This window comes from Fibrella arboris (genome assembly GCF_041321095.1).
Taxonomy (GTDB): Bacteria; Bacteroidota; Bacteroidia; order Cytophagales; family Spirosomataceae; genus Fibrella; species Fibrella arboris.
On sequence record NZ_JBGGWE010000004.1, the window covers coordinates 480485 to 505571 of the forward strand.

The window sequence follows — 25087 nt, forward strand, 5'->3', positions numbered from 1 at the left end:
TGCCCCATGAATCAACTCCCATCTTCTGTCCTCTCGGCCGTCGGGGCCCCTGCTGCCGAACTACCTGAACGTGTTCTTCAATTTGGCACCGGCGTTTTACTACGTGGCCTGGTCGATTTTCTAATTGATAAAGCAAACAAACAGAATACGTTCAACGGGTCAGTTGTCGTCGTGAAATCGACGGGGAGCGATGTGAGTGAATTCGCCCAGCAAGACAACCGCTATTCGGTCTGGGTGCGGGGTATCCAGAACGGCAAAAATGTTGATGAACAAACCGTCGTGACGGCGATCAGTCGCGTGCTGGCGGCTCAAACGCAGTGGGAAGACATTCTGGCGTTAGCCCGTAAACCCTCGCTACAGGTCGTGGTCTCCAACACAACCGAAGTGGGGTTGCAGTATGTTGAGGAAAGCATTTTTCAGGCACCGCCGAAATCATTTCCAGCCAAACTGACCGCCTTTCTTTACGAACGCTTCAAAGGCGCAGGTGGCTCCCGTAAAATGGGCCTGGTGGTGGTACCAACCGAACTACTCCCCGATAATGGCCTGCGTCTACGCGAGGCCGTGGAACGCACCGCGCAGCATAATGAACTGGGTAAGCTATTCATGAAATGGCTGAAATTTCACGTTCGCTTCTGTAACTCCCTCGTCGACCGCATTGTAACGGGCAAGCCCGACGACGAGTCAACGGCCCTTTTCGAACAGCAGGCGGGCTATTCCGACAACCTGCTCACGGCCACTGAACCCTATTATTTCTGGGCTATCGAAGGGGACGACCGGGTTAAAAAGGTGCTTTCTTTTGCGGAGGTCAGCCCCACCCATCTGGTTATCGACGAAGATATCAGTTTCTATCGTGAGCGAAAATTACGCCTGCTCAATGGTACGCATACCTTTATGACTCCGCTGAGCTATTTGCTGGGTAACGTCACGGTCGAAGATGCCATGAAACATCCGTTGATGGGGCCTCTCGTTAGTGACCTGATGCTAAACGACATTGCCCCCAGCGTACCAACCGATATGGCTGGCGATAATGGTGAAGCTGCCGTTACGCAGTTTGCGCAGGAAGTGCTGGATCGGTTCAGAAACCCGTTCAATGAACACTTCCTGCTCAATATCACGCTCCAGCAGTCGGCTAAAATGCAGGTGCGGAACGTACCCACCATGCAGCGAATGGCCGAAGCTACGGGTAGCGTACCCAGGCGGATGGCCCTTTGTTTTGCCGCTTATCTGCTGTTCATGCGCGCCAGTCGGCAAACTGAAGAAGGCGAATATAGTGGCGAGATCCTTATTCCTGGCGGCGAGTTGGTGTACCCCATTCGTGATGCCCAGGCCGCGTATTTCTACGAGAAATGGCAGGCGGTTCAGCCAGCAGACAGCCAGTCTGTTGCCCGTTTTGTAACGGCCGTCCTATCCGACAAAAATCTGTGGCAAACTGACCTGACCACCCTCCCCGGCTTCGCTGATGCCGTGACAACGTACCTGATTACGATGCTGACCAAAGGGGTTGAAGCCGCCGTGAACTAAATGATCTGCTAGTCAGCCTGTTGCTGCCGCTGGCGTAACTCCACGCGGCAGCAACAGGCTGAACTCTTAATAGTCTACTTCCAGCCCCAACGCCTGGCGCAGCTGGTGGAGTGCCGGGTTCTTCTCAGCCAGGTAGTTGAACTTATCCTGGGGCGAATAGATCATCTTCTTCACTTCGACCATCACAACGGCATGCTCGATCTGGATCTGCCAGTTTTGCAGGTTTTGCCGCAGGTGGGCCAGTAGCTCGGGCAGCATGCCGGTAAACAGGTCTTCCTGTATATGATTGTCGAGGTTCAGCCGAACGGTAGTACCCTCGAGCGTAAAATCCCGGTTCAGGATGATCTGCTCACTGGCGTTATCGGTCTGCTGCCGGCGTAGAGCGGCAAAGGCTTTCCAGGCTGCCTGCAACGCCACAACCGTGAATGGCTGACTGGGCCGCTCGCCCACCGTTACGGCCACCTCTGTTTCGGCTGCCTGCGGTTTAGCACCGATACCCACGGTTGATCGCAATCGGCTGGTTGCCGGTAGCGGGGCGCCTGTGGCGGGGGCAGCGGTGCGCGGAGGCAGGGGCGGAGTAGCCGGTCGGGCAGCGGTCGACCGAGCTGGTTGATAACTACCAGCCGGTTCACTGGTAAAGGCAGGCACCTCGGCCGCTACGGGTGCTGGCTGGCTATCGCTGGCTGCTGGTTCTACACCATCAGGCGGGAGTTGGCCGTTTTTTTTTTCAGCCCCTTGTTCCGGGCTGATCGCGATGCCATTGGGGGCAGGTACCGACGGAGCCGCCGCACGAGTAGGAACGGCTGGTTCAGGAAGCGCCTCCCAGTTCAACAGGTCTCGCAGGCTGGCCAGTTTCATCAGGCATAATTCAACGTGCAGCCGCTGGTCTTTCGCCTGTTTGAAGTTCATGTCGCACTGCCCGCCGACGCTCAGCCCCGACAGCAGGAATGAGAGGGGAGCCTGCGCAGCCTGACTCAGGTATAGTTGCTGCACCCGCTCGGTTACCTGAAGCAGTGTTACGGTAGCGGCGTCTTTACAAACCAGCAGATCGCGGAAATGACGGTTCAGTCCGACCACAAACTGGTGCGCATCGAACCCTTTCCGCAAAATTTCATCCAACACCAACAGGGTCTGTGGCAGGTTCCCCTGAAGCAGCAGATCGGTTAGCCGGAAATAGTAGTCGTAGTCGAGAATGTGCAGATTATCAAGCACTTCCCGGTAACGCAGCGTACGATCTGTGGAGAACGTCACGTTCAGATCGAACATTGACAAGGCATCGCGCAAGCCACCATCGGCCTTCTGGGCAATGAGTTCCAGCGAGTCGGCATCGGTCGTGACGCCCTCTTTTTGGGCAATGCTGGCCAGGTGAGCCGCCATATCGGCCGTCTTGATCCGGTTGAAATCAAAGATCTGACAGCGCGACAGAATAGTGGGCAGAATCTTGTGCTTCTCGGTCGTGGCCAGGATAAAGATGGCGTAGGTGGGCGGTTCTTCCAGCGTTTTCAGAAACGCATTGAAGGCCGCCGCCGAGAGCATGTGCACCTCATCAATGATATAAATCTTGTACTTACCAGACTGCGGCGGGTAACGTACCTGATCGATCAGATTCCGAATGTCATCAACCGAGTTGTTCGACGCGGCATCAAGTTCATGAATGTTGAACGACGCACTCTGATTAAAGCTCACGCACGACTCGCACTGATCGCAGGCTTCTGCGTCGGGGGTCAGGTTGGTGCAGTTGATCGTCTTGGCCAGAATACGGGCACAGGTGGTCTTACCTACCCCCCGAGGGCCGCAAAACAAGAACGCCGACGCTAACTGATTGGTCCTGATTGCGTTCTTGAGGGTGGTGGTAATATGCCCCTGACCCACAACCGTATCAAAGGTGGCGGGGCGGTATTTACGGGCCGAAACCACAAAATTATCCATAGTCAAAGATAGCGTAAAGCCCTCGAACCCCAAAGGCCGATCGGTCCACTACGCAAAGGCGCTCCTCTTTTCACCAACCAGAAAGCGCCGCCAATTTTTCACCAGGCAGGCACACTACGTAGTTTTGACCCGGTACAGGCAACCAACACGGCTATAATTTTCCCCGGCGCGGGTCTAGAATTTCTTTAGCGGTTTATTCAGCCTATGCCCTTGTGGCTGGCCGGGCGCGCTTGGGGTATGTCTCGAACAGGCCTGCTTTGCGGCGGTTACTAAACCGCTCAGCCTGGCCACCTCATCTGCTCCCGGGCGTTTGACCCCGCACGCAGGTTTCCTACCTTTGATAATCCAAAAAAACAACGTATGTGTACCAAACTTTATCAACGCACTAAGGGTCTGCTATTTACCATTCTGTGGCTTGGCAGCCTCGCCCCTTCATTGGCTCAACTGGTTACTACGCAACCAGCTTTCCCCACGGCAGACCGTGAGGTAACGATCATTATTGACCTTAAACAGGCAAAAGATAGTCGGGCGGCAGGGCTGCTCGGCAAAAAAGATGATGTGTACCTGTGGTCTGGCGCAGGCCGAACCGAAACGGGCAACGCCTTTGAATTCGGGCCAACCGGACAAACCAACTTCAATGCCCCTTACGCACCCGGCACCATGACCTCGCTGGGTAACGATAAATGGCAAATTAAGCTGGTTCCCCGCACCTACTATAACGTACCTGTAGGAACACCCATCCGGCGGCTGGGCATGGTGGTAAAAAGCGGCGACGGTAAAGCCCAGACCGAAGACTTTTTTACGCCGGTCTACGACGCCAAACTGACGGTCTCGTTTGCCCGGCCCACCGCTAAATTTTTAGTAGTCGAACCCAACACATCGGTATCAGTGCGCGCCAACGTGTCTGACAAGGCTACGCTGACGTTGCGCGTCAACGGTGTACCCATAGCTTCGGCCACGAATGCCGATTCGCTGGTGGCGAACGTACCCACGGGCACCACCAACAACACCATCAGAAAAGTGGTAGCTACGGCCCAGACAGCCTCCGAAACGGCCTCCGATTCGTTTTTGCTTTACGTAAAACCCACCCCCACCCTTGCTACCCTGCCACCCGGCTTGAAAGACGGTATCAATTACAATGCAACCGACCCTACGAGCGCTACATTAGTCTTGTACGCCCCCAAAAAATCGTTTGTACTGGTGCTGAGCGAACAAAACGACTGGACGCCCGACCTGGGTTCGCTGATGAACAAAACGCCCGATGGAGAGCGGTACTGGCTGGCTTTAACGGGCCTCCGATCGGGGCAGGAACTGGCTTTTCAATACCTTGTTGACGGGCAGATCCCAACCGGAGACCCCTACTGCGACAAGATTCTTGACCGGGACAACGACGCTTACCTGACCACTACCTACGCCGGTCTGAAAGCATTCCCGACCAAAGCGCAGGGACAGATCGTGTCGGTGCTGCAAACCGGACAGGCGACCTACCCCTGGAAGGTGACCAATTTTACGCGGCCCGACGCTAAAAACATGGTAGTGTACGAGTTGCTGGTCCGTGATTTCATTGCCTCGCGCCAGTACAAGAACGTGGGCGATTCGCTGCCTTACCTGAAAAAGCTGGGGATCAACGCCATCGAGATCATGCCCGTGATGGAGTTCTCGGGCAATGATTCATGGGGCTATAATCCTATTTACTATTTCGCACCCGACAAGGCATACGGATCAAAAAATGACCTGAAAGCATTTATCGACAAATGCCATGAAAATGGCATCGCCGTCATCCTCGACATGGTTCTGAACCAGGCCGACTACGAATTTCCATACGTGAAAATGTACTGGGATGGCACCAAACCTTCGACCGATAATCCGTATTTCAACCAGACCGCCACGCACCCATTCAGTGTGTTCTTCGATTTCAACCACGAGAGTACGGCTACGCAGGCGCTGGTGCAACGGGTAAATCAGTACTGGCTGCAGGAATACAGAATGGACGGGTTCCGGTTCGACCTCTCGAAAGGCTTCACGCAGAAAAACAACCCCAACAATGTAGATGCCTGGGGGGCCTATGACGCCAGCCGGGTAGCAATCTGGAAACGGATTTACGACCAGATCCGGGTATACGACAAATCGGCTTACGTGATTCTGGAGCACTTTGCCGATAACACCGAAGAAAAGGAACTGGCCAATTACGGCATGCTGCTCTGGGGCAACCACAACTACAATTACCGCTACGCCGCCCGTGGCGTGGTAAACGGCCGCGACGATAACTTCGACTGGATCTCGTATAAACTACGCGGCTGGAACACGCCGAATATCCTCGGCTACATGGAGAGTCATGACGAAGAGCGGATGGTGTATGACCTTACCCAGAACGGTGCTTCGTCGGGTTCGTATAGCACCAAAAGCATCACTACAGCGCTGGAACGGGCTAAACTGGCTGCCGCTCTATTTATTCCGGTGCCGGGCCCCAAGCTGATCTGGCAGTTCGGGGAACTGGGCTACGACGTGTCTATTGAACAGAACGGACGCACGGGTGCAAAGCCCATTCGGTGGGAATATGCTGCCGACGCCAACCGGGCCAAGCTGCTCCGCGTGTACCAGGAGTTGATCAAGCTGAAACTGACGCAACCTGCTTTCCAGACTACCGATTATACGTTTATTGCTAATCAACCGGTGAAACGGCTGGTACTCAACAACACTACTCAACCGGTGGTCATCATTGGCAACTTCGACGTACAGGCGAACACGGTGGTGCTCGATCTACCCAAAACCGGTACGTGGTATGATTACTTTACCGGCCAGTCGATTGATGCCACGGCCAGTACGGCCCTGACCATGCAACCCGGTCAGTGGCATATTCTGACAACTACCAAATTACCAACGCCCGAAGCCAATATTGTGCCCTGGAATCTGGTGCCGCCCGCTCCCGTTGTACTGGCCACTGAACCCCTGTTTAACCTCACAGTATCGCCGAACCCCACCGCCGATATAGCCACGCTGGACTGGGAAAGCGCCTACCGCGGACCCGTTACTGTGACTGTCAATAGCGTGTCGGGACGTACCCAGCAAACGCTGACAGTGCAGAAAACGGCCCAAGCGCTTCGGCAGTCTGTGAGTTTGAAGACGCTGCCTGCCGGTCTGTATCTGCTACATGTACAGACAACTGAAGGGGCTCAGGTACGGAAGGTGCTGAAGGAATAGGTAAATCATGCTTAAAATCCATGTAAATCTTTTGTCTCACGAAAGATTTACATGGATTTTAAGCATGATTCAACGCCTGTTAGAAGCGCACCTGCTCGACCAGATTGATTATCTCCCCGCTGTGGTAGTAATGGGCCACCGCGACTGGTTCGAGTCATTCGTAGCTACTTACCGATAACATGACCTAGTACGTACCTGGCCTTCAATCAATAGCTGCTCGCGTCCACAAGCTGCGAAAATCTGTTTTATTCCGCTGATCGCACCATCCAAATCAGCGTGCTGACAATTCCGCATCTAATACCCGCTCCGGGTACGTGTAAAGGGTAAAGCGATCGGCTTTCAGAAAACCGACCAGGGTGATGCCGGCTTCGCGGGCCAGATCGACGGCCAGGCTCGACGGAGCGCCCAGCGCTATCAACATGGGTACACCCGCCATCCAGCATTTTTGTACCAGCTCAAAACCAACCCGACCACTGACCAGCACTGCCTGTTGCGCCGCAGGTACGTTGCCGTTCCAGAACGCAATACCCAGTAGCTTATCGAGTGCATTATGGCGGCCAATATCTTCGCGGACCGATCCCAACTGACCGGCGGCATCAACGAAGGCCGAGGCATGCAGCCCACCCGTGTAGGCGAACGCCTGCTGCCGGGTACGTAGCTGATCGGGCAGGGTGCGCAACGTACCTGAGTCGAGGTGGAACGTACCCGCCACCGGCCTTGGGCAAGCTGTTCGGATCGCGTCGATCGATGTTTTTCCGCAGACGCCACAGTTCGAGGCCGTGATGCCGTGCCGGTCCAGCCTGGCCCAGTCAAGTTGCACATCCGGGTGAAGCTCAACGCGGATCACGTTTCCTTTCTCGGCTTCCTCCCGCGAGCAGTGACGGGCCGACATAATTTCTCCTCGCGACTGCACAATCCCTTCCGTAAACAGAAATCCCAGCGCCAGTTCCACGTCATGCCCCGGCGTTCGCATGGTCACGGCGAGTGCCCGCTGCTGCCGGTCATTGGCAGGGCCGTAGCCCAGCCGGATCTCCAGTGGCTCTTCGGCAGCCAGCAGATCAGGGCTTTCGGTGATACCGCCCGCCGAAAAGCGATATACGGTGGTTGGGGTGACAAGCGACATCATCGTGTGCGTTATAGCAAAAAGCCGGAAAAGCAGGCTTATTGCTATAAGAGCTTCGGGAGCTGATAGGTTTAAGTAGGTGTAAACTTTCTACTATAGAAAAACTTATATCTTTAGCCATGACCATTCGACAGGCCACCCTGGCCGATCTACCTACGCTTGTTTCCGTTGCCCGACAGAGTCTTTACGATGCCTTCAGCCCCGAAAAGTATCCGGGCAACCCCATCCAGCAATACCTTGATGAGGCTGTAACAGCGCCCATCTACGCCAGGGAGTTCGCCAATAAACGGGCCACCTTCTGGCTGGCCGAAGATGAGCAGGGAAAAGCGATTGGCTTTCTGAAACTCCATGCCCACGCGCCACCCCGTCGGATGCCGGTGCGTAATGCGTTGGAGATCGTTCGTATCTACCTGCTCGATGAATACATTGGGCGCGGATACGGTCGGCAACTCATGCAGCACTGCCTGGATTATGCCCGGCAGCAGGGGTATCAGGCCGTGTGGCTGGGCGTTTGGGAACACAATGCCCCCGCGCTTGTTTTTTATAAGAAACTAGGCTTCACTCAATTCGGCTGGCACGTATTCTGGTTCGCCGGTGAGCGGCAGCGTGACTTCTGGCTGTGGAAGAGTTTATAACCAATTAAACGTCAATCCTGTTTGGCTGTCTATACGTAGCTATTCAGCTAATTCAACTCTCCTATACGTCCATTGATACGCGCCTCTCTTTCGTTCTGTCTGTTGATGAGCTGCCTGCTGCTCTGGCTTGCCAGCATGACGTGTGCACAGGCGCAGCAACCGGAAGATACCACCCGGACAACCCAAACCCAGCCAGTAACCGTTACCACCGCGGCCACCACAACAGCGGTTCAGCCAACCGCCAAACAGCCGATTCCCCTCGACTCGATGATTACGCCCTACGGGCTTATGTTGGCCGACAGTGCCGAACGGGTCCGCGATAGTGTGCGCTACACCCGCCTGAAACAGCGGATGTCGAAAGGACGCTTAACCAGGGAGTTGTACAACGTGCTGTTTCGCGATGTGTACAACAGCCGACCATCTGGCGAAGTCAATCAGATCGAAGTAAACCCGTATAAAGTGTATGAAGGACGGGTAATCGGTACGATCTTCATCAAACGGCTGGGCGTATTCGGGGCCAGCGTGTATGATACAGCGCGAAATTCGGCCAACTGGGTAGAGAAACTGGCGAATAGGCTACACGTGAACACCCGCGAAAACGTGATTCGCCGGTCATACCTTCAGTTTCAGGAAGGCGACCGGGTGAACCCCACCGTGCTGCGCGACAACGAACGACTGCTGCGTAACGTTGGCCTCTTTATTGACGTCCGTATTTTGGTAGTGCCCCGCCCCGGCAGCCGACAGTTCGTTGATGTCTACGTTATTACGCAGGACGTTTGGTCGCTGCTGCCCGATGGTGGGTTCAGTGGGTTCAATAACTTTCAGGTTGGCCTGGATCAACGCAATTTCCGGGGGCTGGGGCATCAACTTTTCAACCGGGTTAGTTACAACGCCACACTGCCGGGGCAGAAAACGGAGTATCAGGGGCGCTATCAAATTCCCTATATTGGCAAAACGTTTCTGACCGGGCAAGCCGATCTGGTGCTCCTGCGCGACCAGAAATTCATTTCGGCTAAAATTTATCGACCATTTCTAAATCCAGACACGAAATGGGCCGGACAACTTGAATTGGGTCGGTATTGGTTAAACAACCGGGTAGTAGACCGCCAGGATAGCATCCTTAGTTTCCCACTCTATTATTACTACAGCGATATCTGGATCGGTCGGTCGTTTCCGTCGCCCTTCCGGGTAAAAAATCCCGACGACCGGGCCCGCATTGTCATAGCTGGCCGATTAACTGCCTATGATTATACCCGACGACCCGAGGTAACATCTGACAGTAACCAGTTGTATCAGAATCGCCGGACAACCATTTTCAGTCTGGGCTACTCACAACGCAGGTACGTTCGCGACGTGTTGATTTACGGCTTTGGCCGTACGGAAGACGTGCCATACGGCAGCCTGATGTCGCTGGTTGGCGGGTTCGAGGAAGCCGAGCTTGGCCTGCGTAACTATGTGGGTGTCAGCTTTTCGCGGGGGCAGTATATTCATAAGGTCGGGTACGTCTACGGATTGCTCAACACTGGCTCTTTTTTCAGAAAAGGTCGGCGCGAGCAGTCGGTGTTCAATCTGGAGACAAACTACTTCAGTTCCCTGCACCGGGTAAAATGGGGCCAGATGCGTCATTTTCTGAATACACACCTGACCGTGGGGGCCGACCGGTTCAATAATGAGGCTATAAACCTGAACAACAATAACCTGTTTGGCGCCGGCGGTGATGGCCTGTTTGGTACCAAACGACTGATTGTCGATTATGAAAATCTTCTTTTTTCGCGGGTCAATATCGCCGGGTTCCGGGTGGCCTTTCTGACGTTCTTCAACCTGGGGCTGGTAAGTTATCCCGAACGATCACTACTGGCTGGTCCGCTGTATCATGGGTACGGCATTGGCTTCCGGCTACGCAACGAAAACCTGACCTTCAATAGCCTCCAGATCCGGTTTGCCTATTACCCCAATCTGCCCAACAATGCCGCCGCCCTGCGCTATGCTTTCGAAGGGGTGCCCGTGCTACGCCTCCGCGACTTCGATATCAATTCCCCCCAGGTAACCACCTTTCAGTGAGCTGTTTTTTTGGCTGGCGTGAACTATCTCCACAAAATTACGCTTGTAATTAATGTATCTACATTATATTGACAGCGACGCCTTTCCGGCTCTTATCCTGGCGATACCACACGTATGAACATCGAAGAGGAAATTAAGCAGGCTCAGTTCAAATCACCCCTTCACCGGCTGATTGTGAACCTGATGTATACAAACAACTGGCTGTGCGACAGCCAGATGCGGTTGTTAAAACCGTTTGATCTGACCTTGCCTCAGTACAACGTGCTCCGCATTCTGCGCGGGCAGCACCCCAACCCTGTACGAATTAATGACATCACCGAACGGATGCTGGACAAGATGTCTAATGCTTCCCGTTTGGTTGATAAACTCGTTCTCAAGAAACTGGTTATCCGCAATGAGTGCCCGAGCGACCGCCGTGCCGTTGACGTGCTGATTGCGGAAAAAGGATTGGCCTTACTTAAGAAAATTGACGAGGCCCAGGAAGCCTGGGAGGCGCAGTTCAGCACCTATGAAGGCACCAGCGCCGACGAACTCAATGCCCTGCTGAACGATTTTCGTAGCGTAGCTACCAGCGACTAATTACCATTTTTTATTCACTATATAGTATACAGTACCAATGAAAAACAACCTGATTCTGGCTGGCTTCGCCGCCATCGCACTAACTGCCACAACTGCATTTACTGGCCCTGGCAAGTCGAGCAAAGCTGTTATTGTCCCTAAAGTGGCAACCTATAAAATTGATGCTGCGAAGAGCGTTCTATCGTGGAACGGCAAAAAAGTAACGGGTGAGCACTCCGGCAACATTAAAGTGCAGGACGGTTCATTTACCGTCGATGGCACGAAAGTGACTGGTGGCCAGTTCACCTTCGACATGAACAGCATTACCTGTACCGATCTTACTGACAAAGAGTACAACGCGAAATTTATCGGGCATATGAAATCGGAAGATTTCTTCAACACCGCTAAATTCCCAACGTCTACGTTTAAGATCACGAAAGTGACACCAAAGGGCGGTGATCAGTACGATGTTACGGGCAACATGACGATCAAAGGCATTACCAACGCAGTAAGCTTCCCCGCTACGGTGAAAGTGGCTGGTGATCGGATCACAGCAACGGGTAAGGCCAAGCTGGACCGTACGAAATATGATATCCGTTACGGGTCGAAATCGTTCTTCGAGAACATCGGTGACAAAGCCATTTATGACGACTTCACCGTTGATTTGACATTAGCCGCCAATAAATAGGTAGTTTTTAAAACCAATACGGTTTTTTGGGGAAGCCCCGGTTAATGCCGGGGCTTTTTTTATGCCGTTCCTTTGTCGTTGGGGCGCCAAAGTAGCCAGAGCATCCGCCCCATCGCCAGCATGCAGAGTATGACTATAAGGCTTCCTAATAAGGCAATCTGAGGTTGTGTAATCATCATCGAGGCTGTTTGCGTACATATTACCAGACGTTCCGGAGATGGCAAAGCACGTGCTGGAGAATAGCAGGCAACCGGACGCACTTTTGAGTAAGCGGCAATACCTAACGCCGGAATGACAGTTTTTCTATTAGTTTGCAGCTATGAAGCCTGAAACTATTGCCCTTCTCTCAACGCATTATTACGACCGTAATGCTGGTGCCCTTGCCCCACCTATCTACCTGTCGACAACGTATGAACGTGACGCCGATGGTACGTTCAAGCATGGCTACCTGTATGCCCGCAACGCTAACCCTAACCGCGATGCGCTGGAACGCAGTCTGACTGCGCTTGAAGGCGGTTTTGCTACGACCACGTACGCATCGGGACAGGCCGCCACCATGAACCTGTTTCTGGCCCTGGCTCCGGGCGATCATGTGGTGATACCGACCGATGCCTATTACGGCACTCCCGCCCTGCTCGAAGAGCTAATGCATCCGTGGGGGCTGACCTATACCCGCGTCGACATGACGGATCTGGACCAGGTACGTGCCGCCATGCATGAGAATACACGGGTTATCTGGATCGAAACGCCGTCGAATCCACTTCTGAAGATCGTCGATATCCGGGCATTGGCCGACATGGCCCGCGCAGGCGGTGCCATTTGCGTTTGCGATAATACCTGGGCTACGCCCATCCTGCAACGTCCCCTTGACCTGGGCTGCGATGTGGTGATGCACGCCACTACCAAGTATTTTGGCGGTCACTCCGATGTGTTGGGTGGCGCGCTTGTCTTCAAGGAAGACGGGACACTGTACCAGCGCATCCGGCGGTTACAATCGGTTGGTGGAGCGGTGCCATCGCCGTTTGAATGCTGGCTTGTCCTGCGGGGTATCAAGACGCTGGCCGCCCGGGTACGCCTGCAAACTGAAACGGCAGGTAAAGTAGCCGAGTTTCTGGCAACGCACCCCAACGTGGAAGCCGTTCATTATCCCGGCCTGCCCGCTGACCCCGGCCATGAGCTGGCCAAAAAACAAATGACCGGTTTTGGGGCTATGCTGTCTGTTCAGGTACGTGGTGGTGCCGACGAAGCCATTCGGGCGGCGGCGAAGGTGCAGGTATTTACCCGTGCCACCAGCCTAGGCGGCGTTGAGAGCCTGATCGAGCATCGGGCCAGCGTAGAAGGACCAACCAGCCAGACGCCCCCTAACCTGCTTCGCATCTCGATCGGCCTCGAACACGCCGACGACCTGATTTTCGACCTGAAACGAGCGCTGGACTAGATCGTACTATAAGCTGGCAGAATAAGGAATGGGCCCGTCATGGCCTAGCCCTTATTCTGCCAGCTTGAACAGTTGGGCTGATCTGATCGGTAGCGGTGTTACTGGCTAACGACGGTGACCGTATACGTCTTTTTAATCCGTCCGCTGCCGTCGGTAGTCGGTTGCTTCTCGGAAAAGACAACCCTGGCTGTACCAGCGGTAACGCCTTTGATCAAAAATACGGCATCTCCCGCTACTGATGCTCCGGTGCCCACCCCCGGCAGAGTAGCCTTGCGCGACACATCCACAATTTCCTGGTTATCCGAGGTAGCCGCGAGTTGCCAGGTTGTATCAGCACGTGCAGCTACCGTCACTTCCCTGATATCCCCCACGTTGAGCTTGATTTTCTGTCCGTTCGCCAGCCCGGAGCGGTCTGTCTGGCAAGACAGTGTTATGGCAAGCAGGCAGCCCATCAGCGCCGGCAACCACAGTTGAAGAGAGCAGGCAGCATCGGTCAGATAAGACGTTACCAGGTAGCCAGGTTTGTTGTTCATAGTACCGTTAACCTGATTAGCTGGCTTACAGTTTTGACGACTTATCCGGCTAGCTGTCAGGATGAGCCTCCGATCGGCCCGATACCGCGCATGGCGATGGGAAGCCTCCTTCACCAGGGCTTCCGGGAGGCTATCAATCCGTAGTCCAGTTGAGTGGGAATGGCGGCGGGCAGTGGGGTTAATCCGGCATCCGCGAACCAGCTTTGGTATTCGGCCCGGCTGTAGCAGCGACCCTTTGTTACCACAAAAAGCTGCGCCGAATAATCGGTAGCGGCTAGTGGGCCATCCAGCGTGTCGTTCAGGAACGAGTCATGCACCCAGATTTCTCCGCCGGGACGAAGGGCATCGGCAAACCGGTGTGCCAGCTGCTGGCAGGTCGGTGTTGGCCAGTCATGGAAGAGGCTGGCGGCCAGCAACAAATCTGTTTCTGGCAGATCATCGGTCAGCATATCACCTGGCAGGAAGGTCAGCCGGGCTTTCACCGTGTCGGCTCCCGGCCGGCTGCTTTGTTCAAATTCATCGAGCAGGTCGGCCGCAACGGCCAGCACGGCCGGTCGATCAAACAGCGTGGCCGTTGAGGCAGGGTTACGCAGCAGCCATTCGTAGGTGTAATAGCCAGAACCGCCAGCGACATCGAGCAGATGGCCCGTTCGTTTCGGGAGGTTGGCCGCTACAAGGGGGGAGAGCAGTTGAGCCCGACCCGCCAGCCCCATGGTGAACTTGCGCGCCAGGGCAGCATCGTCCATGGGGGAGGGCCCTTCTCCTTCTTTCACGAAAGAAATTCCCTGCGGAGCGTCCAGCGGACCGTCGTTGCGAAGTAGCTGGGCCATTTCTACCACGCCCGGATCCTCTTTTTCCAGCCCGGTATACCCCGTCAGCGTAGGTACGTGTGCCTGCGTCAGGTAATGCCCCAATGGGCTAATGGTCAGCCGGCGCTGCTCGTCGAACAGCAACAGATCCAGGGCACAAAGCGCCGGAAACAGAACCATGGCGGGGCGCTCGGCCAGATCCAGCCGATCGCGAAGATCAGCCAATGTAAGTGGCTCGGCGCTGAGCGTCTCGAATACGTGCAGGTGGTGAATCGCTGCCAGCATTAATCGGGAACCGAACATGGCCCTCAGGTGACGGGTAATGGGAGCTGGGTCGGGCGGTAGAGCCATACGTTGAGTGATCGTTTTTGCGCTATCGAACAAAGATAGGCGACGGACGGCTGTGCTGCTGACTCCCCATCTCGGGTACGTTGCCCGCTTAACCACTAACCGCTGGTTGCCCCGTTCAGACTGAGTATCTTAGCCATCAGACAGGCTTATTGTTCAGGCATATGAACCCCTGCCTTTTTCTGCATTCATGAAACCCATCGTCTTCACCTGCCTCTTTTTAACCTTTCTGGTGGCTACTGGCCGAACTCAGTCGGTCAACCTCATTACCGAATCGACCAGCCGGTTTCTGGGTACGTTGTCAGGTGAAGAAAGGCAAAAAACGCAGTATGCTTTCTCTGATTCGCTGCGCTATAAATGGACCAACCTGCCAGTGGGGCTGGTGCCCCGGCCCGGTATTGCCTACGGTTCGTTGTCGGATCAGAGTCGGCTGGCTTTTCACCGGGTGTTGTCGGCCATGTTGAGTTCGCAGGGGTATCTGAAAACGACCAGCCTCATGCAGCTCGACGATATCCTGAACACGCTCTATCAACAGGCTTTCGACAACGGAAAAATAGATCAGCGCATGCTCAACATGATGCAGAACATGAAGTGGGCACATGGCAATTATTTCATCTCGGTCTGGGGCCAACCACAGGCTGGCGCGGCCTGGGGGTTAAACTTCGGGGGCCACCATCTGGCACTGAGTCTGACCTCCAATGGCCGATCGGTGTCCATGTCTCCCTATTTTATCGGCACCGATCCATCGGAGGTTAAGTCTGGAAAATATGCCGGCCTACGCGTGCTGAGCAAGGAAGAAGACTACGGTTTTCTGCTGATCAATGCCCTAACCGATAGGCAAAAATCGGTGGCCATGCTGAAGCAGGACGTACCCAAAGACATCATCACGTCGCCACAGGGCAGTCAGCGCATCACGAGCTATTACGGAATTTCTGCCAGTCAGTTCACAGCCGATCAGCAAGACATACTGACCCTGTTGATTCAGGAATATACCCACAATTTTGAACACACTAAGGCACATCAACTCTTCGAGAAAATAACCAGGTCGGGTATCGACAAGGTATATTTTGCCTGGGTTGGCAGCCTCGAAAACAACAAACCGCATTATTACATTATCAACGGGCCCGATTTCCTGATCGAATACGATAACGTTGGTTTTCAGAACGACGGCAATCACATCCACGCCATCCTTCGCGAAAAAGGTCAGGATTTTGGCAACGACCTGCTCAAACAGCATTACCTGGAAGGAAAGCATTAGTCACTTGTTTACCTTATTTTCTCCCTGTTGTTTAGGCAAGTACCGGAAAAGCATCTGGCATTACGACACCATGCACGACTACGACACAACCAATGGCATTACAGGAAGGGGCAGGTCGATTGATGCGCCTTCGCCAGTGGTTTCAGGGGTATGGTGGTTGTGAATTCGGGCTACGGCTCATTTGGAGAAACGGCCGGGAATGTACTGATTGCTGTCTAAATCAATAAATAGCCGGAAGGCGACGCTAGTTACGCCCGTACAACATGATGACTCCTGACCAAAATTTCGCCGCGCTACACCTCGAACTCCCCCCCGCCCCTACCCCCAAAGGCGTGTACAAACCCAGCCTGATTGTTGGCCAGTTCATCTACGTATCGGGCCACGGCCCCTATTGCCCCGACGATAGCCTGATGACCGGCCGCGTAGGCTCTGAAGTGGATCTGGCCTTTGGCAAAGCAGCGGCCCGGCAAACCGGCCTCGCCATTCTGTCGACCCTAACAGCCGCACTGGGCAGCCTGAATCGGGTGAAACGCGTGGTGAAAGTGCTGGGTATGGTTAATGCCGCAGATAGTTTTGAAGAACACCCAAAGGTTATTAATGGCTGTAGCGAATTGTTCGCTACAATCTGGGGTGAAGAGAACGGCATTGGCGTTCGCAGTGCCGTAGGTATGGGATCGCTTCCCGGCAACATCTCGGTTGAGATCGAAGCAGTGTTCGAGCTGGAGGAGTAGGCGTCATTTCCATAACGTACCTGAACTTGGTTGTCAGGTACGTTCTCTTTTCTCCATAATTACAATCAGCAATGACTCTACGCCGACTGATTACTAATCAGTCGTTCCGGTCGGAACCTGTTAATTTATTTCGATGAGCCGGGGAAACTGAGGCGTAAAAAACGACCATCCCGATACATGCGTATCATCCAGCTTCCCGCGATCGGGACGCCATCCATACGGGCCGGTTTCCAGTTCGTTTCATTCTCGCGCCAGCGGGGCATCTCCTTAAACACTGTCCGAATAACCGCCGCGAGCAATGTATCCTGCTTACTGGTATGTAGCTCCACGTCGGCCACCTGCCCAATTTCATTAATTACCACCCTCATCTCGCCAAGTAACACGTTGGCGTCAACGATCGGCATCAACTTTTCGTTGAAATAAGCCGTCAATATCGCCGCATCGCCAGCGAATTCTGGCGGCTGAAAGAACAAGTCGCATGTTATTTCCTGGCCATCATTCGCATAACAGACGCTTTTTTTCAAGACACCTTTGTGATATAATCCCCTGCGCTTTATCCTGCCGTTTGGATAAAATACCATGAAAGCGCCATCCAAATAGTCCAGTTTATAAGTACAGGATAAATAGAGGCCTCCGTCAGGATACATAATTTTTGTCAGACCATGTCTGACCGGGCCATGGCCATCAATAATATCCTCCCAAATGAACTTTGGCTTGTTATACGTAAACGAGGCTGTGCTGTATAACGTACTGTCTTTCAGGTAGGTCTCAACGATAAAATTATCTTTTTTCTTACCTAAATAGACTATGCGCTCGTAATAGTCGTCGTGCATTTGATATCCTTCACTAATCAATGAATTCGAGCCAAATCTAGGTTGGGCTTTCACTAGTGAAATCGGCACAAGAAAATAAGCGACTAAAAAAATAGCTATTTGTTGTAAATACGATTTCATAATCGACAAGGCTATATAGGGCTCAATAGAATCAATTACTTCATTCACAATAGCTTTTCACTAAGGTGTCCTTACCAACCCGGTATACATAGTACAAGCAGGAAAAACTGATGCACCAGGCAATTTGTTACCTGAGATCACGTACCAGCCGGGTGCCTGGAGCAGCCCCCCGATCGGTTATTTACCAAATCAACCAAGCCACTAATCCACGTTGTGTGGGATGTTTACCTGGATGTAGCTCCGATCCCGATATACCTGCATCACCCATACGCCCGAGACCGGTACGCTATCCATTTGCGCCGACTTCCAGTTCGATTCGTTTTCGCGCCAGCGGGGCATCTCCTGCACAACGCGCCTTATACCCGCCAGTACCTTTGGGTTGTCTCGGCCTACATCCGAAGCTACGTCGATCACTTGCCCTATGTCATTCACAACCAGTTTTATCATCGCAATTCTGACGGTAGTTCCATCAAAGACCGGAGCCAGATTTTTCGTCAGATAATCTGTTAGTTCGCGGTCATTTCCCATGAACTTCACCTGTTGATAGAACGGCTCGCAGGGCTGTTCAGCCCCATCCGAATCGTAGCAGACGCTTTTTTTGCGGGTTCCATTTTTGTACAACTCCCTTCGCTTAATGGCGCCGTTGTTGTAATAGACGATAAATGCGCCATTGAGCACATTCATGTTATAATCGCAGGTCAGGTACAGCCGGCCGTCGTCATAAAGAATTTTGGATGGGCCATGCCGAACGGCCAGCGCACCAATCAGATTTCCCTGATCGATATATCTGTAATTATCAATCCGGTACAGGGTGCTATCCTTCAGGTACGTGTTTACGATGAAATGGTCTTTCCGTTTGCCGATGTAGGTTATCTGCTCATAATATTTACCATGGTTCTCATATTCTGTGACCGAAAACGGCGACTTATCTACGGTCGGCTGCGCCTTTGCCAGGTGAACCAGCACGAGCAAATTCAGCAGCAAAAAAGTGGGTATTCTGAGCCAGTTGAGCGCCATGAGCGTATTCGATAAAACTACATTAAAGTACGCATTTTAGCGAGAAGCAGCAGTCATTCAGCCTTTGGAACAGGATTCGTGTTGGTTGTCGACGCCCGCTATAACCCCACCATCTCGGCGCTCATGTCCCAGAGACGTTTCGCATAAAAGTTATTCAGGGCGTCTTTGGCAGGCATTTTGGGCTTGCAATCGGCAAAATAGAGCCCCGTTACGTGGGTCACCGCCGACGACGACGCCAGGTAGATGCTCGTCTCGGCTCCTTGCTCGGGCGTTCGCATAAACGGCTTGGCCAGTTTGAACAAAGCCCCGGCGATACTGCCTATCTCCCCACCAAAATTGGTGTTGACAGCCCCCGGGTGTACACTATTCGAAGTGATGCCATCGCCCATCAGGCGATGGGCCAATTCATTGGCAAACAGAATATTACACAGTTTCGATTTACCATAGGCTTTCATGCCGCTGTACGAAGTGGGTCGGGCCAGTTCGTCGAGCCGGAACGTACCTGCCAACCGATGCGCCTCCGACGAGATAGTGATCACGCGGGCCTCTTCCCCGCTACGCAGCAGGTCGAGCAGGAGGTTGGTGAGCAGAAACGCACCAAGGTGGTTGGTGGCAAACGTTAGCTCGTACCCATCGGGCGAGTACCGCTCCTGATCGATGTACAGTCCGGCGTTATTGATCAATACATCAACGTGGTCATAGCGATCAGTCAATTCGTTTGCGGCGGCCCGAACAGAGGCTATACTGGCCACGTCGCACTGGATCAGATCAACGGTACCGGTTGGGTTAATTGCCTGGATTTCCTGTTGGGCCGCCTGGCCCTTTTCCATATCCCGGCAAAGCATAACAATAGAAAATCCCTTGCGGGCCAGTTCCTGGGCCGTGATCTTTCCAATACCCGAGTTGGCCCCGGTAATAACGCAGATACGTGACGCTGCCATAATGATCTGTTCGGTTGACTTACGAGGAGTAAACTATCTGTCTGAGATAGTGGTTTTCCTGTCGGCAGTTCCGGGCTTTTCCCGGCCCACTCCGACTAATCATTTCTTATGAAAATTGCTCTGATTTCCACCTCGCCACGGGCGAAAAGCAATACGCTTCGCTTCTGCCACTTCGCAAAAAACGTTTTGCAGGAAAGTGGTCAGCACGAGGTAACGGTCGTTGACTTCGAAGCCTATGACCTGCCTTTTGTTGGTACAGCCTGGGTGCAGCCAGATACCCTGAGTCCGTTTCAAGAGAAACTCATCACGGCCTGGGGCGAGGCAGACCTGGTCTTTTTTGCCTCACCTGAATACAACTGGACAGCTACGCCACAGGTTATCAATGCCTTTAATACACTGGGGGGGCCTGCGTTTAAACACTTGTTTGAAAACAAGGTGTTTGCCATGGTGGGTACGTCCAACGGTCGTGGCGGTCGCCAGCCCGCGCTCGATATGACCACGGTGCTCAACAAAGTGATCAGTTTCACCAACAGCTACTCGATTATTTCGCCCAAGCTATACGAGTCGCATGAAACGGATAAAAACCTCGACGCAGCTGGTCAGTTCATTGGCCATGAAGTGTATGACCGTACCGTTCGTGCTTTTATAACTTATTCATTGGCCGTTGCGCAGCGGTGGCATGGTATTGGCATAGAAGTTTAGCTGACCGGTAATCCCATCCATCTGCCCGGCAGAAGGCCTCCTCATTAAGTAGTTATCCCCAATTCGTATTACCCGCAAATTATTTATGGCGACTAATACGGATTGGGCAATCCATTATTATACTTAATACGTAGGTATAGTCTAGTGACAATTAAACCTATGCATGTTTTTTATACCCTTTCTGCCCGAATTGCCCGGCTCGATACAGTCAGTAACCGTTGGCTTGTCGAGAATAGTGGTCATATATTGCGTATCGTCACCGGGCTTGTTTTACTGGAGTTTGGCCTGATCAAGCTTTTCGTGGGTGGTGGGCCACTTTATTGGCTGGCAACCCACACGCTAGCCCAGCTGTCGGGGGGAGTACTCTCTATGCCTGTTGGCGGCTACTGTATCATCAGCCTCAATGGCATGGCGGGTGTCTGTTTTCTCAACAGGCGATTGATCCAGTTGGGGGTCTGGTTACTCGTGTTACAATTAGTCGTAGCGACACTTCCCCTGTTTCTCTTCCCCGGCGAATTGGTTCTTTCGCTGCTCTACGCGCCGACACTGGTCATACAGTATGCGCTAACCGACATATTACTGGTTATGATCGGCCTTTTCGTTGCCGCCACCTGGTCAGAAGCGCAGGTTGCCCCAGACTCTACGGCTGTTCAGGTGTGATTCTTTCCAGATGCTTTATAGCAGGCTCCAGGAGCGTCCAAGTTTCGCTCTGGAAACGGGTAGCTAAAGGCCATTGCCGGCTGAAAGGGCCTTCTCAACGCGGTAGACGTCTGCTCAGGAAGCTCGGTGCTGCTTACGAATCGTTATTGGTCGTCGTGGCACCGAGCTTCTTGCTCGGCGAGCCTACACCAGTTTAGGCTCCTTCTGAAACATCTCAGCGACTTTGGCAACAGCATAATCGACTTCATCGGCCGTGTTGTATTTGCCAAAAGAGAAGCGAATATTTCCGCGGTCAGGATCGAGTCCCGGGAGCGCCCCCAATACATGCGACCCTACGTCGGAACCGCTTGAACAAGCCGACCCACCCGACACCGAAATACCAGCAATATCGAGGTTGAACAAGAGCATGTCGCTCATATCGGTAGCGGGCAGGCTGACACTCAACACTGTATACAGACTCTTTTCCAGATCAGCTGATTCACCATTGAAGCGAACAGTTTCGATGGTCGCCTGAAGTTGATTGATCATCCGTTGTTTCAGGAATTCGATATGCTGGCGATGGGCAGCCATTTCGGCATAAGCGATCTCCAGGGCTTTCGCCAACCCTACGATACCGTACACGTTTTCGGTACCACCGCGCCGGTTACGCTCCTGCGAACCGCCATGAATGAACGGATGGATAGCGGGGCGGTTAGTGGGGCGGGCATACAGGAAACCAACGCCTTTGGGCCCGTGAAATTTATGGGCAGCACCCACCAGGAAATCGACTGTCAACTCCTGAACATTGTGTTGGTAATGCCCCATCGTCTGTACGGTATCGGAATGCCAGACGGCACCATATTCCTGGCACAGCTCTCCCACCAGGCTCATATCCAGCAAGTTACCTATTTCGTTATTACCGTGCATCAGTGACACCAGCGAATTTGGATTCGCCTTGAGTAACGTACCCAGCTGATCATAATCCAGATTGCCCCGTTCGTCTACCTGCAACATGCTTAGTTTGATCTTCCCCGTCTTTGCCAGGTATTCCAGCGTGTGCAGCACGGCGTGGTGCTCCAGCGGCGAAGTAATGGCGTGGGTAATACCGTAGGTATCGATACTACCCTGAATAGCTGTGTTGTCGGCTTCTGTTCCGCCCGAGGTAAAGAAGATTTCGGCGGGAGCAGCGTTTAATAGCGAGGCCACCGTTTTACGCGCTTTTTCAATGGCGGAGCGCACCACACGGCCATGCCCGTGGATCGATGACGGATTCCCAAAATTATCCTGCATTAGGGGGAGCATAGCCTCCAGCACAGCAGGATCGAGCCGGGTAGTGGCGGCATTATCGAAATAAACGCGTTGCATAGGTTGTATGAAGATCGTTCGGCAAAAGTACAAATATCCTGCTGAGTCGCATAGATCGAGCTACATAGGGCGACCATCTGCAAAACAGGCGACCAGCGTTAACGGGCCCCTATTACCCAAAACAAGGCCCTGTCTGCTGGTGACCATATTAGAAAATGGTCACCAGCAGACAGGGCTGGTAAAGCTGTGCGATTAACGGCGGGCTTATTTCACGGGCGCTTTCAGCACGATGAAGTAAACCCGGTTTCTGTCAACGGCATTCGTAGCGGGCAGGATTTTCTGGCTATACGTACCTACACCACCAATGCCAAAGTCGTCGTCGTTGGAAATAGCCAGTAAGGTAGGCGTAATGAGCGCCATTCCCTCTGCCTTGTCGTGTGGGTAGGTGGGCGAAACGTCGGTAGCCAGATCGAGTACCAGCGATTTGCTAACTGGCACAATTCCGTTGGTCTGTAATGTGGCGGCATTTTTCAACTCTTCCACAGTTTTGCCCCCATACAGCTTCCCGTTGGCGCCATTGCCGGGGTCAGAAATATCGGTAGCACCAGCCAGATCGATCTTATATACCCGCTTGAAAAGCGTACTCTTGTTGGCGTCGGTGCCATATTCGCCATCTCGTTCAAGCACCAGAAACGTTGTGTTTGTGATGGCCGTTATTTCGCTGTTAGCCTGCAGGTTTGCCCGCTCGATGAGGTAAACGAACTGCCTGGTAACGCCGGTGGCAATATCGAACGTCAGTATCCGGGTCACCAATGAACCGGTCACAGCTGCCGACGATGGATTATACAGCGGGAATTGCATGAGCCCCACCAGCGTTTTCCCATCGGGCGTTAGCGTTAGCCCTTCCATGCCCCGATTGGCCCGGCGAGTGGCAAAAACAAGGGGGATCGTACGGCCGCCTGTGCCAGTACCGAATGGGTTTATCCGCTCAATGGTTTTGCCCGTGGCATCGAAATGAACCAGGTGCGGCCCGTATTCATCACTGATCCAGAAAGACCCGTCAGCGGCAACAGCCATCCCTTCCGAATCGATCCCATCCACGCTTGTCCCCAGATTGTTACCAGACAGATCCAGTGCCGTTTCGCCGGTTCCACCCTGGTTGATCGGGTTAGGCAGTCCATTCAGTTTACCTCCCGCACTATTCTTCAGTTCAATGATTTTCTCCAGCACCATTGTCCCGTTCTTGACCCGGAACTTCCCGATCTGCGGCACAAAACCCGGCACTGCAAACACTTTGGAATTGGCGATCGTACCGTCGATGTTTGGGCCCCGGTCAGTGAGCATGAAAAAAGCGCCCGGGTCGTTGGGGTCAGCCGCGATAGCGGAGCCAAAGCCGCCATTATATACCTGTACGCCATTTACCGTTGCCAGCACATTGGGCAAAAACGTACCTGGGTTCGTGGCGTCAACAACGGCAGGGAAGCCAAGTTCAGGTGATAGGCGGTGGTCTTCGCAGGCAGCAACGCCCAGGCCAAGAACAAGTGACGCAAATACAGTCTGACGAAGTGAGACGTGCTTCATAATAGGGATTAACAGGTGAACTGAATGTACCTACAAAAGTCGATCTCATCTATTAACCCTATGTAAAGCAGACAGTCCGGTTTGTGAATGGATTGTTATGATTGCGCGGTGTGGCTTCCTCCAGAACCGGATTTCCTGGCCTACGTAACTGATTGTTGGCTACCTCCTGATACCGGCCGGTATCAGGCAGATCCAGGGTAGACTGGACCGGCAGGACGTTGTACCTCCGCCCACCCATGCCACAAGCGTCGACTATTCAGGCAGATAGTTAGTTGACTATCTTTACGCCGATCAACAAAAGCGATCAAACCGAAAGGAGAACATGGTTTTTGAGCTACTGCCAACGCTGGATGTTATGCTCGATCTCTACGAAAAGCCACGAACGATCGAGCGGTTTCAGGCTTATCTAGCGCTCCTTCAGGGTGATACCAGGGGAAATCTGGCCCTGCCGATCAGCGGTTTCAATCCGATGGCGAAGGAGCCTGTTCGTCAGAAACTCATCGACCTGAACAAGGTAGGCGCTGAAGACGTGATTCGGCATACGCTGCACCAGTTAAATACAACGCTCTCGGTTTATCCGGGTAACCACGTGATTCGGCTTGCCCTCAATCTGGCCGACGACATTGCCGGGGGCTGGACCAATCGGTTCACCACTGACTATGACAGCAAGTTCAACCTCAACGCCTTAGTAAGCCGAAGTTTCTGCACGCCGTTGTTCTGGGCTAGCGACGTGTATACGCCATCGATGATCGCCGAGCGAACAATCGAATACGCTTATCGGACCATCTACTGGCTGACTCACCCCAAACCCATCACCCTGGCTGACCACGTTGAGCAGGAAAAGTTTGTAGCCAGACACACAGCCAGGTCAGTAGAAAAGCCCGACCGGGCGGTATCAGAAGCGGTCGACACTTTCTATCGGATTCACCAGCAAAGCGACGATTATGCCCTGATTTTCAACTTCTTCTACGGGGACCTAGCCTCCGAATCACTGGGACTTCCGGCCCACGGCATGCAGCCATTGACAGGTTACGACTATGCCGTTCTCATGAAAGATCAACCATCTGTTCGGCCGCAACAAATTACCAGGCCGGGAGGTTTTTTGACAGACTGACC

General features: G+C 53.3%; 21 protein-coding genes. 12 read left to right on the forward strand and 9 right to left on the reverse strand.

Annotation, left to right across the window (positions count from 1 at the left end; all coding sequences use genetic code 11):
* The first annotated feature begins 6 nt into the window (after positions 1-6).
* On the forward strand, positions 7-1521 hold the full coding sequence (locus ACAW75_RS09545) for a tagaturonate reductase (RefSeq protein ID WP_370728466.1): 1515 nt from the start codon (positions 7-9) through the stop codon (positions 1519-1521).
* Positions 1522-1587: 66 nt separating this feature from the next.
* On the opposite strand, the gene ACAW75_RS09550 is transcribed toward ACAW75_RS09545, so the two are convergent.
* Complete coding sequence (locus tag ACAW75_RS09550) at positions 1588-3450, reverse strand: DNA polymerase III subunit gamma/tau (protein WP_370728467.1); 1863 nt, start codon at positions 3448-3450, stop codon at positions 1588-1590.
* Between the two features lie 360 nt (positions 3451-3810).
* Between ACAW75_RS09550 and ACAW75_RS09555 the strand changes: the two genes are divergently transcribed.
* On the forward strand, positions 3811-6651 hold the full coding sequence (locus tag ACAW75_RS09555) for an alpha-amylase family glycosyl hydrolase (protein ID WP_370728468.1): 2841 nt from the start codon (positions 3811-3813) through the stop codon (positions 6649-6651).
* Between the two features lie 271 nt (positions 6652-6922).
* Here ACAW75_RS09555 and fdhD read toward each other — a convergent pair whose 3' ends face one another.
* A complete protein-coding gene (fdhD, locus tag ACAW75_RS09560; protein WP_370728469.1) occupies positions 6923-7777 on the reverse strand; it encodes a formate dehydrogenase accessory sulfurtransferase FdhD in 855 nt (284 codons plus the stop codon).
* A 116-nt stretch (positions 7778-7893) separates the two neighbouring features.
* Between fdhD and ACAW75_RS09565 the strand changes: the two genes are divergently transcribed.
* The 5 genes from ACAW75_RS09565 to ACAW75_RS09585 all read left to right on the forward strand — a co-directional run bounded on the left by ACAW75_RS09565 (position 7894) and on the right by ACAW75_RS09585 (position 13154).
* Entirely contained in the window at positions 7894-8409 is a 516-nt protein-coding gene (locus ACAW75_RS09565; RefSeq protein ID WP_370728470.1) for a GNAT family N-acetyltransferase, read from the forward strand.
* A gap of 72 nt (positions 8410-8481) precedes the next feature.
* Positions 8482-10470: a BamA/TamA family outer membrane protein gene (locus ACAW75_RS09570; RefSeq protein ID WP_370728471.1), complete on the forward strand. Its 1989-nt coding sequence runs from the start codon at positions 8482-8484 to the stop codon at positions 10468-10470.
* A gap of 114 nt (positions 10471-10584) precedes the next feature.
* A complete protein-coding gene (locus ACAW75_RS09575; RefSeq protein ID WP_370728472.1) occupies positions 10585-11049 on the forward strand; it encodes a MarR family winged helix-turn-helix transcriptional regulator in 465 nt (154 codons plus the stop codon).
* A gap of 37 nt (positions 11050-11086) precedes the next feature.
* Positions 11087-11716 carry a YceI family protein gene (locus ACAW75_RS09580; protein WP_370728473.1) on the forward strand — a complete coding sequence of 210 codons (630 nt, stop codon included), beginning with the start codon at positions 11087-11089 and terminating at the stop codon, positions 11714-11716.
* 319 nt (positions 11717-12035) lie between these two features.
* Positions 12036-13154 carry a trans-sulfuration enzyme family protein gene (locus ACAW75_RS09585; RefSeq protein ID WP_370728474.1) on the forward strand — a complete coding sequence of 373 codons (1119 nt, stop codon included), beginning with the start codon at positions 12036-12038 and terminating at the stop codon, positions 13152-13154.
* A gap of 98 nt (positions 13155-13252) precedes the next feature.
* Here the strand turns inward: ACAW75_RS09585 and ACAW75_RS09590 are convergent, their stop codons facing one another.
* Both ACAW75_RS09590 and ACAW75_RS09595 read right to left on the reverse strand, forming a co-directional pair.
* On the reverse strand, positions 13253-13687 hold the full coding sequence (locus ACAW75_RS09590; RefSeq protein WP_370728475.1) for a hypothetical protein: 435 nt from the start codon (positions 13685-13687) through the stop codon (positions 13253-13255).
* Positions 13688-13797: 110 nt separating this feature from the next.
* Complete coding sequence (locus ACAW75_RS09595; RefSeq protein ID WP_370728476.1) at positions 13798-14847, reverse strand: methyltransferase; 1050 nt, start codon at positions 14845-14847, stop codon at positions 13798-13800.
* Between the two features lie 187 nt (positions 14848-15034).
* On the opposite strand from ACAW75_RS09595, the gene ACAW75_RS09600 reads away from it, so the two are divergent.
* Both ACAW75_RS09600 and ACAW75_RS09605 read left to right on the forward strand, forming a co-directional pair.
* On the forward strand, positions 15035-16102 hold the full coding sequence (locus ACAW75_RS09600) for a DUF3500 domain-containing protein (RefSeq protein ID WP_370728477.1): 1068 nt from the start codon (positions 15035-15037) through the stop codon (positions 16100-16102).
* Between the two features lie 263 nt (positions 16103-16365).
* Complete coding sequence (locus tag ACAW75_RS09605; RefSeq protein ID WP_370728478.1) at positions 16366-16833, forward strand: RidA family protein; 468 nt, start codon at positions 16366-16368, stop codon at positions 16831-16833.
* 125 nt (positions 16834-16958) lie between these two features.
* Here ACAW75_RS09605 and ACAW75_RS09610 read toward each other — a convergent pair whose 3' ends face one another.
* From ACAW75_RS09610 to ACAW75_RS09620, 3 genes are all read right to left on the reverse strand, one after another.
* The gene (locus tag ACAW75_RS09610; protein WP_370728479.1) at positions 16959-17786 is read right to left on the reverse strand and encodes a hypothetical protein; all 828 of its coding nucleotides are present in this window, start codon (positions 17784-17786) and stop codon (positions 16959-16961) included.
* A 201-nt stretch (positions 17787-17987) separates the two neighbouring features.
* Complete coding sequence (locus ACAW75_RS09615) at positions 17988-18803, reverse strand: toxin-antitoxin system YwqK family antitoxin (RefSeq protein WP_370728480.1); 816 nt, start codon at positions 18801-18803, stop codon at positions 17988-17990.
* Between the two features lie 98 nt (positions 18804-18901).
* Positions 18902-19744, reverse strand: a complete 843-nt coding sequence (locus tag ACAW75_RS09620) for an SDR family oxidoreductase (RefSeq protein ID WP_370728481.1) — start codon at positions 19742-19744, stop codon at positions 18902-18904.
* 108 nt (positions 19745-19852) lie between these two features.
* On the opposite strand from ACAW75_RS09620, the gene ACAW75_RS09625 reads away from it, so the two are divergent.
* Positions 19853-20446, forward strand: a complete 594-nt coding sequence (locus ACAW75_RS09625; protein ID WP_370728482.1) for an NAD(P)H-dependent oxidoreductase — start codon at positions 19853-19855, stop codon at positions 20444-20446.
* Between the two features lie 159 nt (positions 20447-20605).
* The gene (locus ACAW75_RS09630) at positions 20606-21106 is read left to right on the forward strand and encodes a hypothetical protein (RefSeq protein WP_370728483.1); all 501 of its coding nucleotides are present in this window, start codon (positions 20606-20608) and stop codon (positions 21104-21106) included.
* A gap of 183 nt (positions 21107-21289) precedes the next feature.
* Here the strand turns inward: ACAW75_RS09630 and ACAW75_RS09635 are convergent, their stop codons facing one another.
* Positions 21290-22450 carry a cysteine desulfurase family protein gene (locus ACAW75_RS09635; protein WP_370728484.1) on the reverse strand — a complete coding sequence of 387 codons (1161 nt, stop codon included), beginning with the start codon at positions 22448-22450 and terminating at the stop codon, positions 21290-21292.
* A gap of 204 nt (positions 22451-22654) precedes the next feature.
* Complete coding sequence (locus ACAW75_RS09640; protein WP_370728485.1) at positions 22655-23971, reverse strand: esterase-like activity of phytase family protein; 1317 nt, start codon at positions 23969-23971, stop codon at positions 22655-22657.
* Positions 23972-24293: 322 nt separating this feature from the next.
* Between ACAW75_RS09640 and ACAW75_RS09645 the strand changes: the two genes are divergently transcribed.
* Complete coding sequence (locus tag ACAW75_RS09645) at positions 24294-25085, forward strand: hypothetical protein (protein WP_370728486.1); 792 nt, start codon at positions 24294-24296, stop codon at positions 25083-25085.
* Positions 25086-25087: the final 2 nt, after the last annotated feature.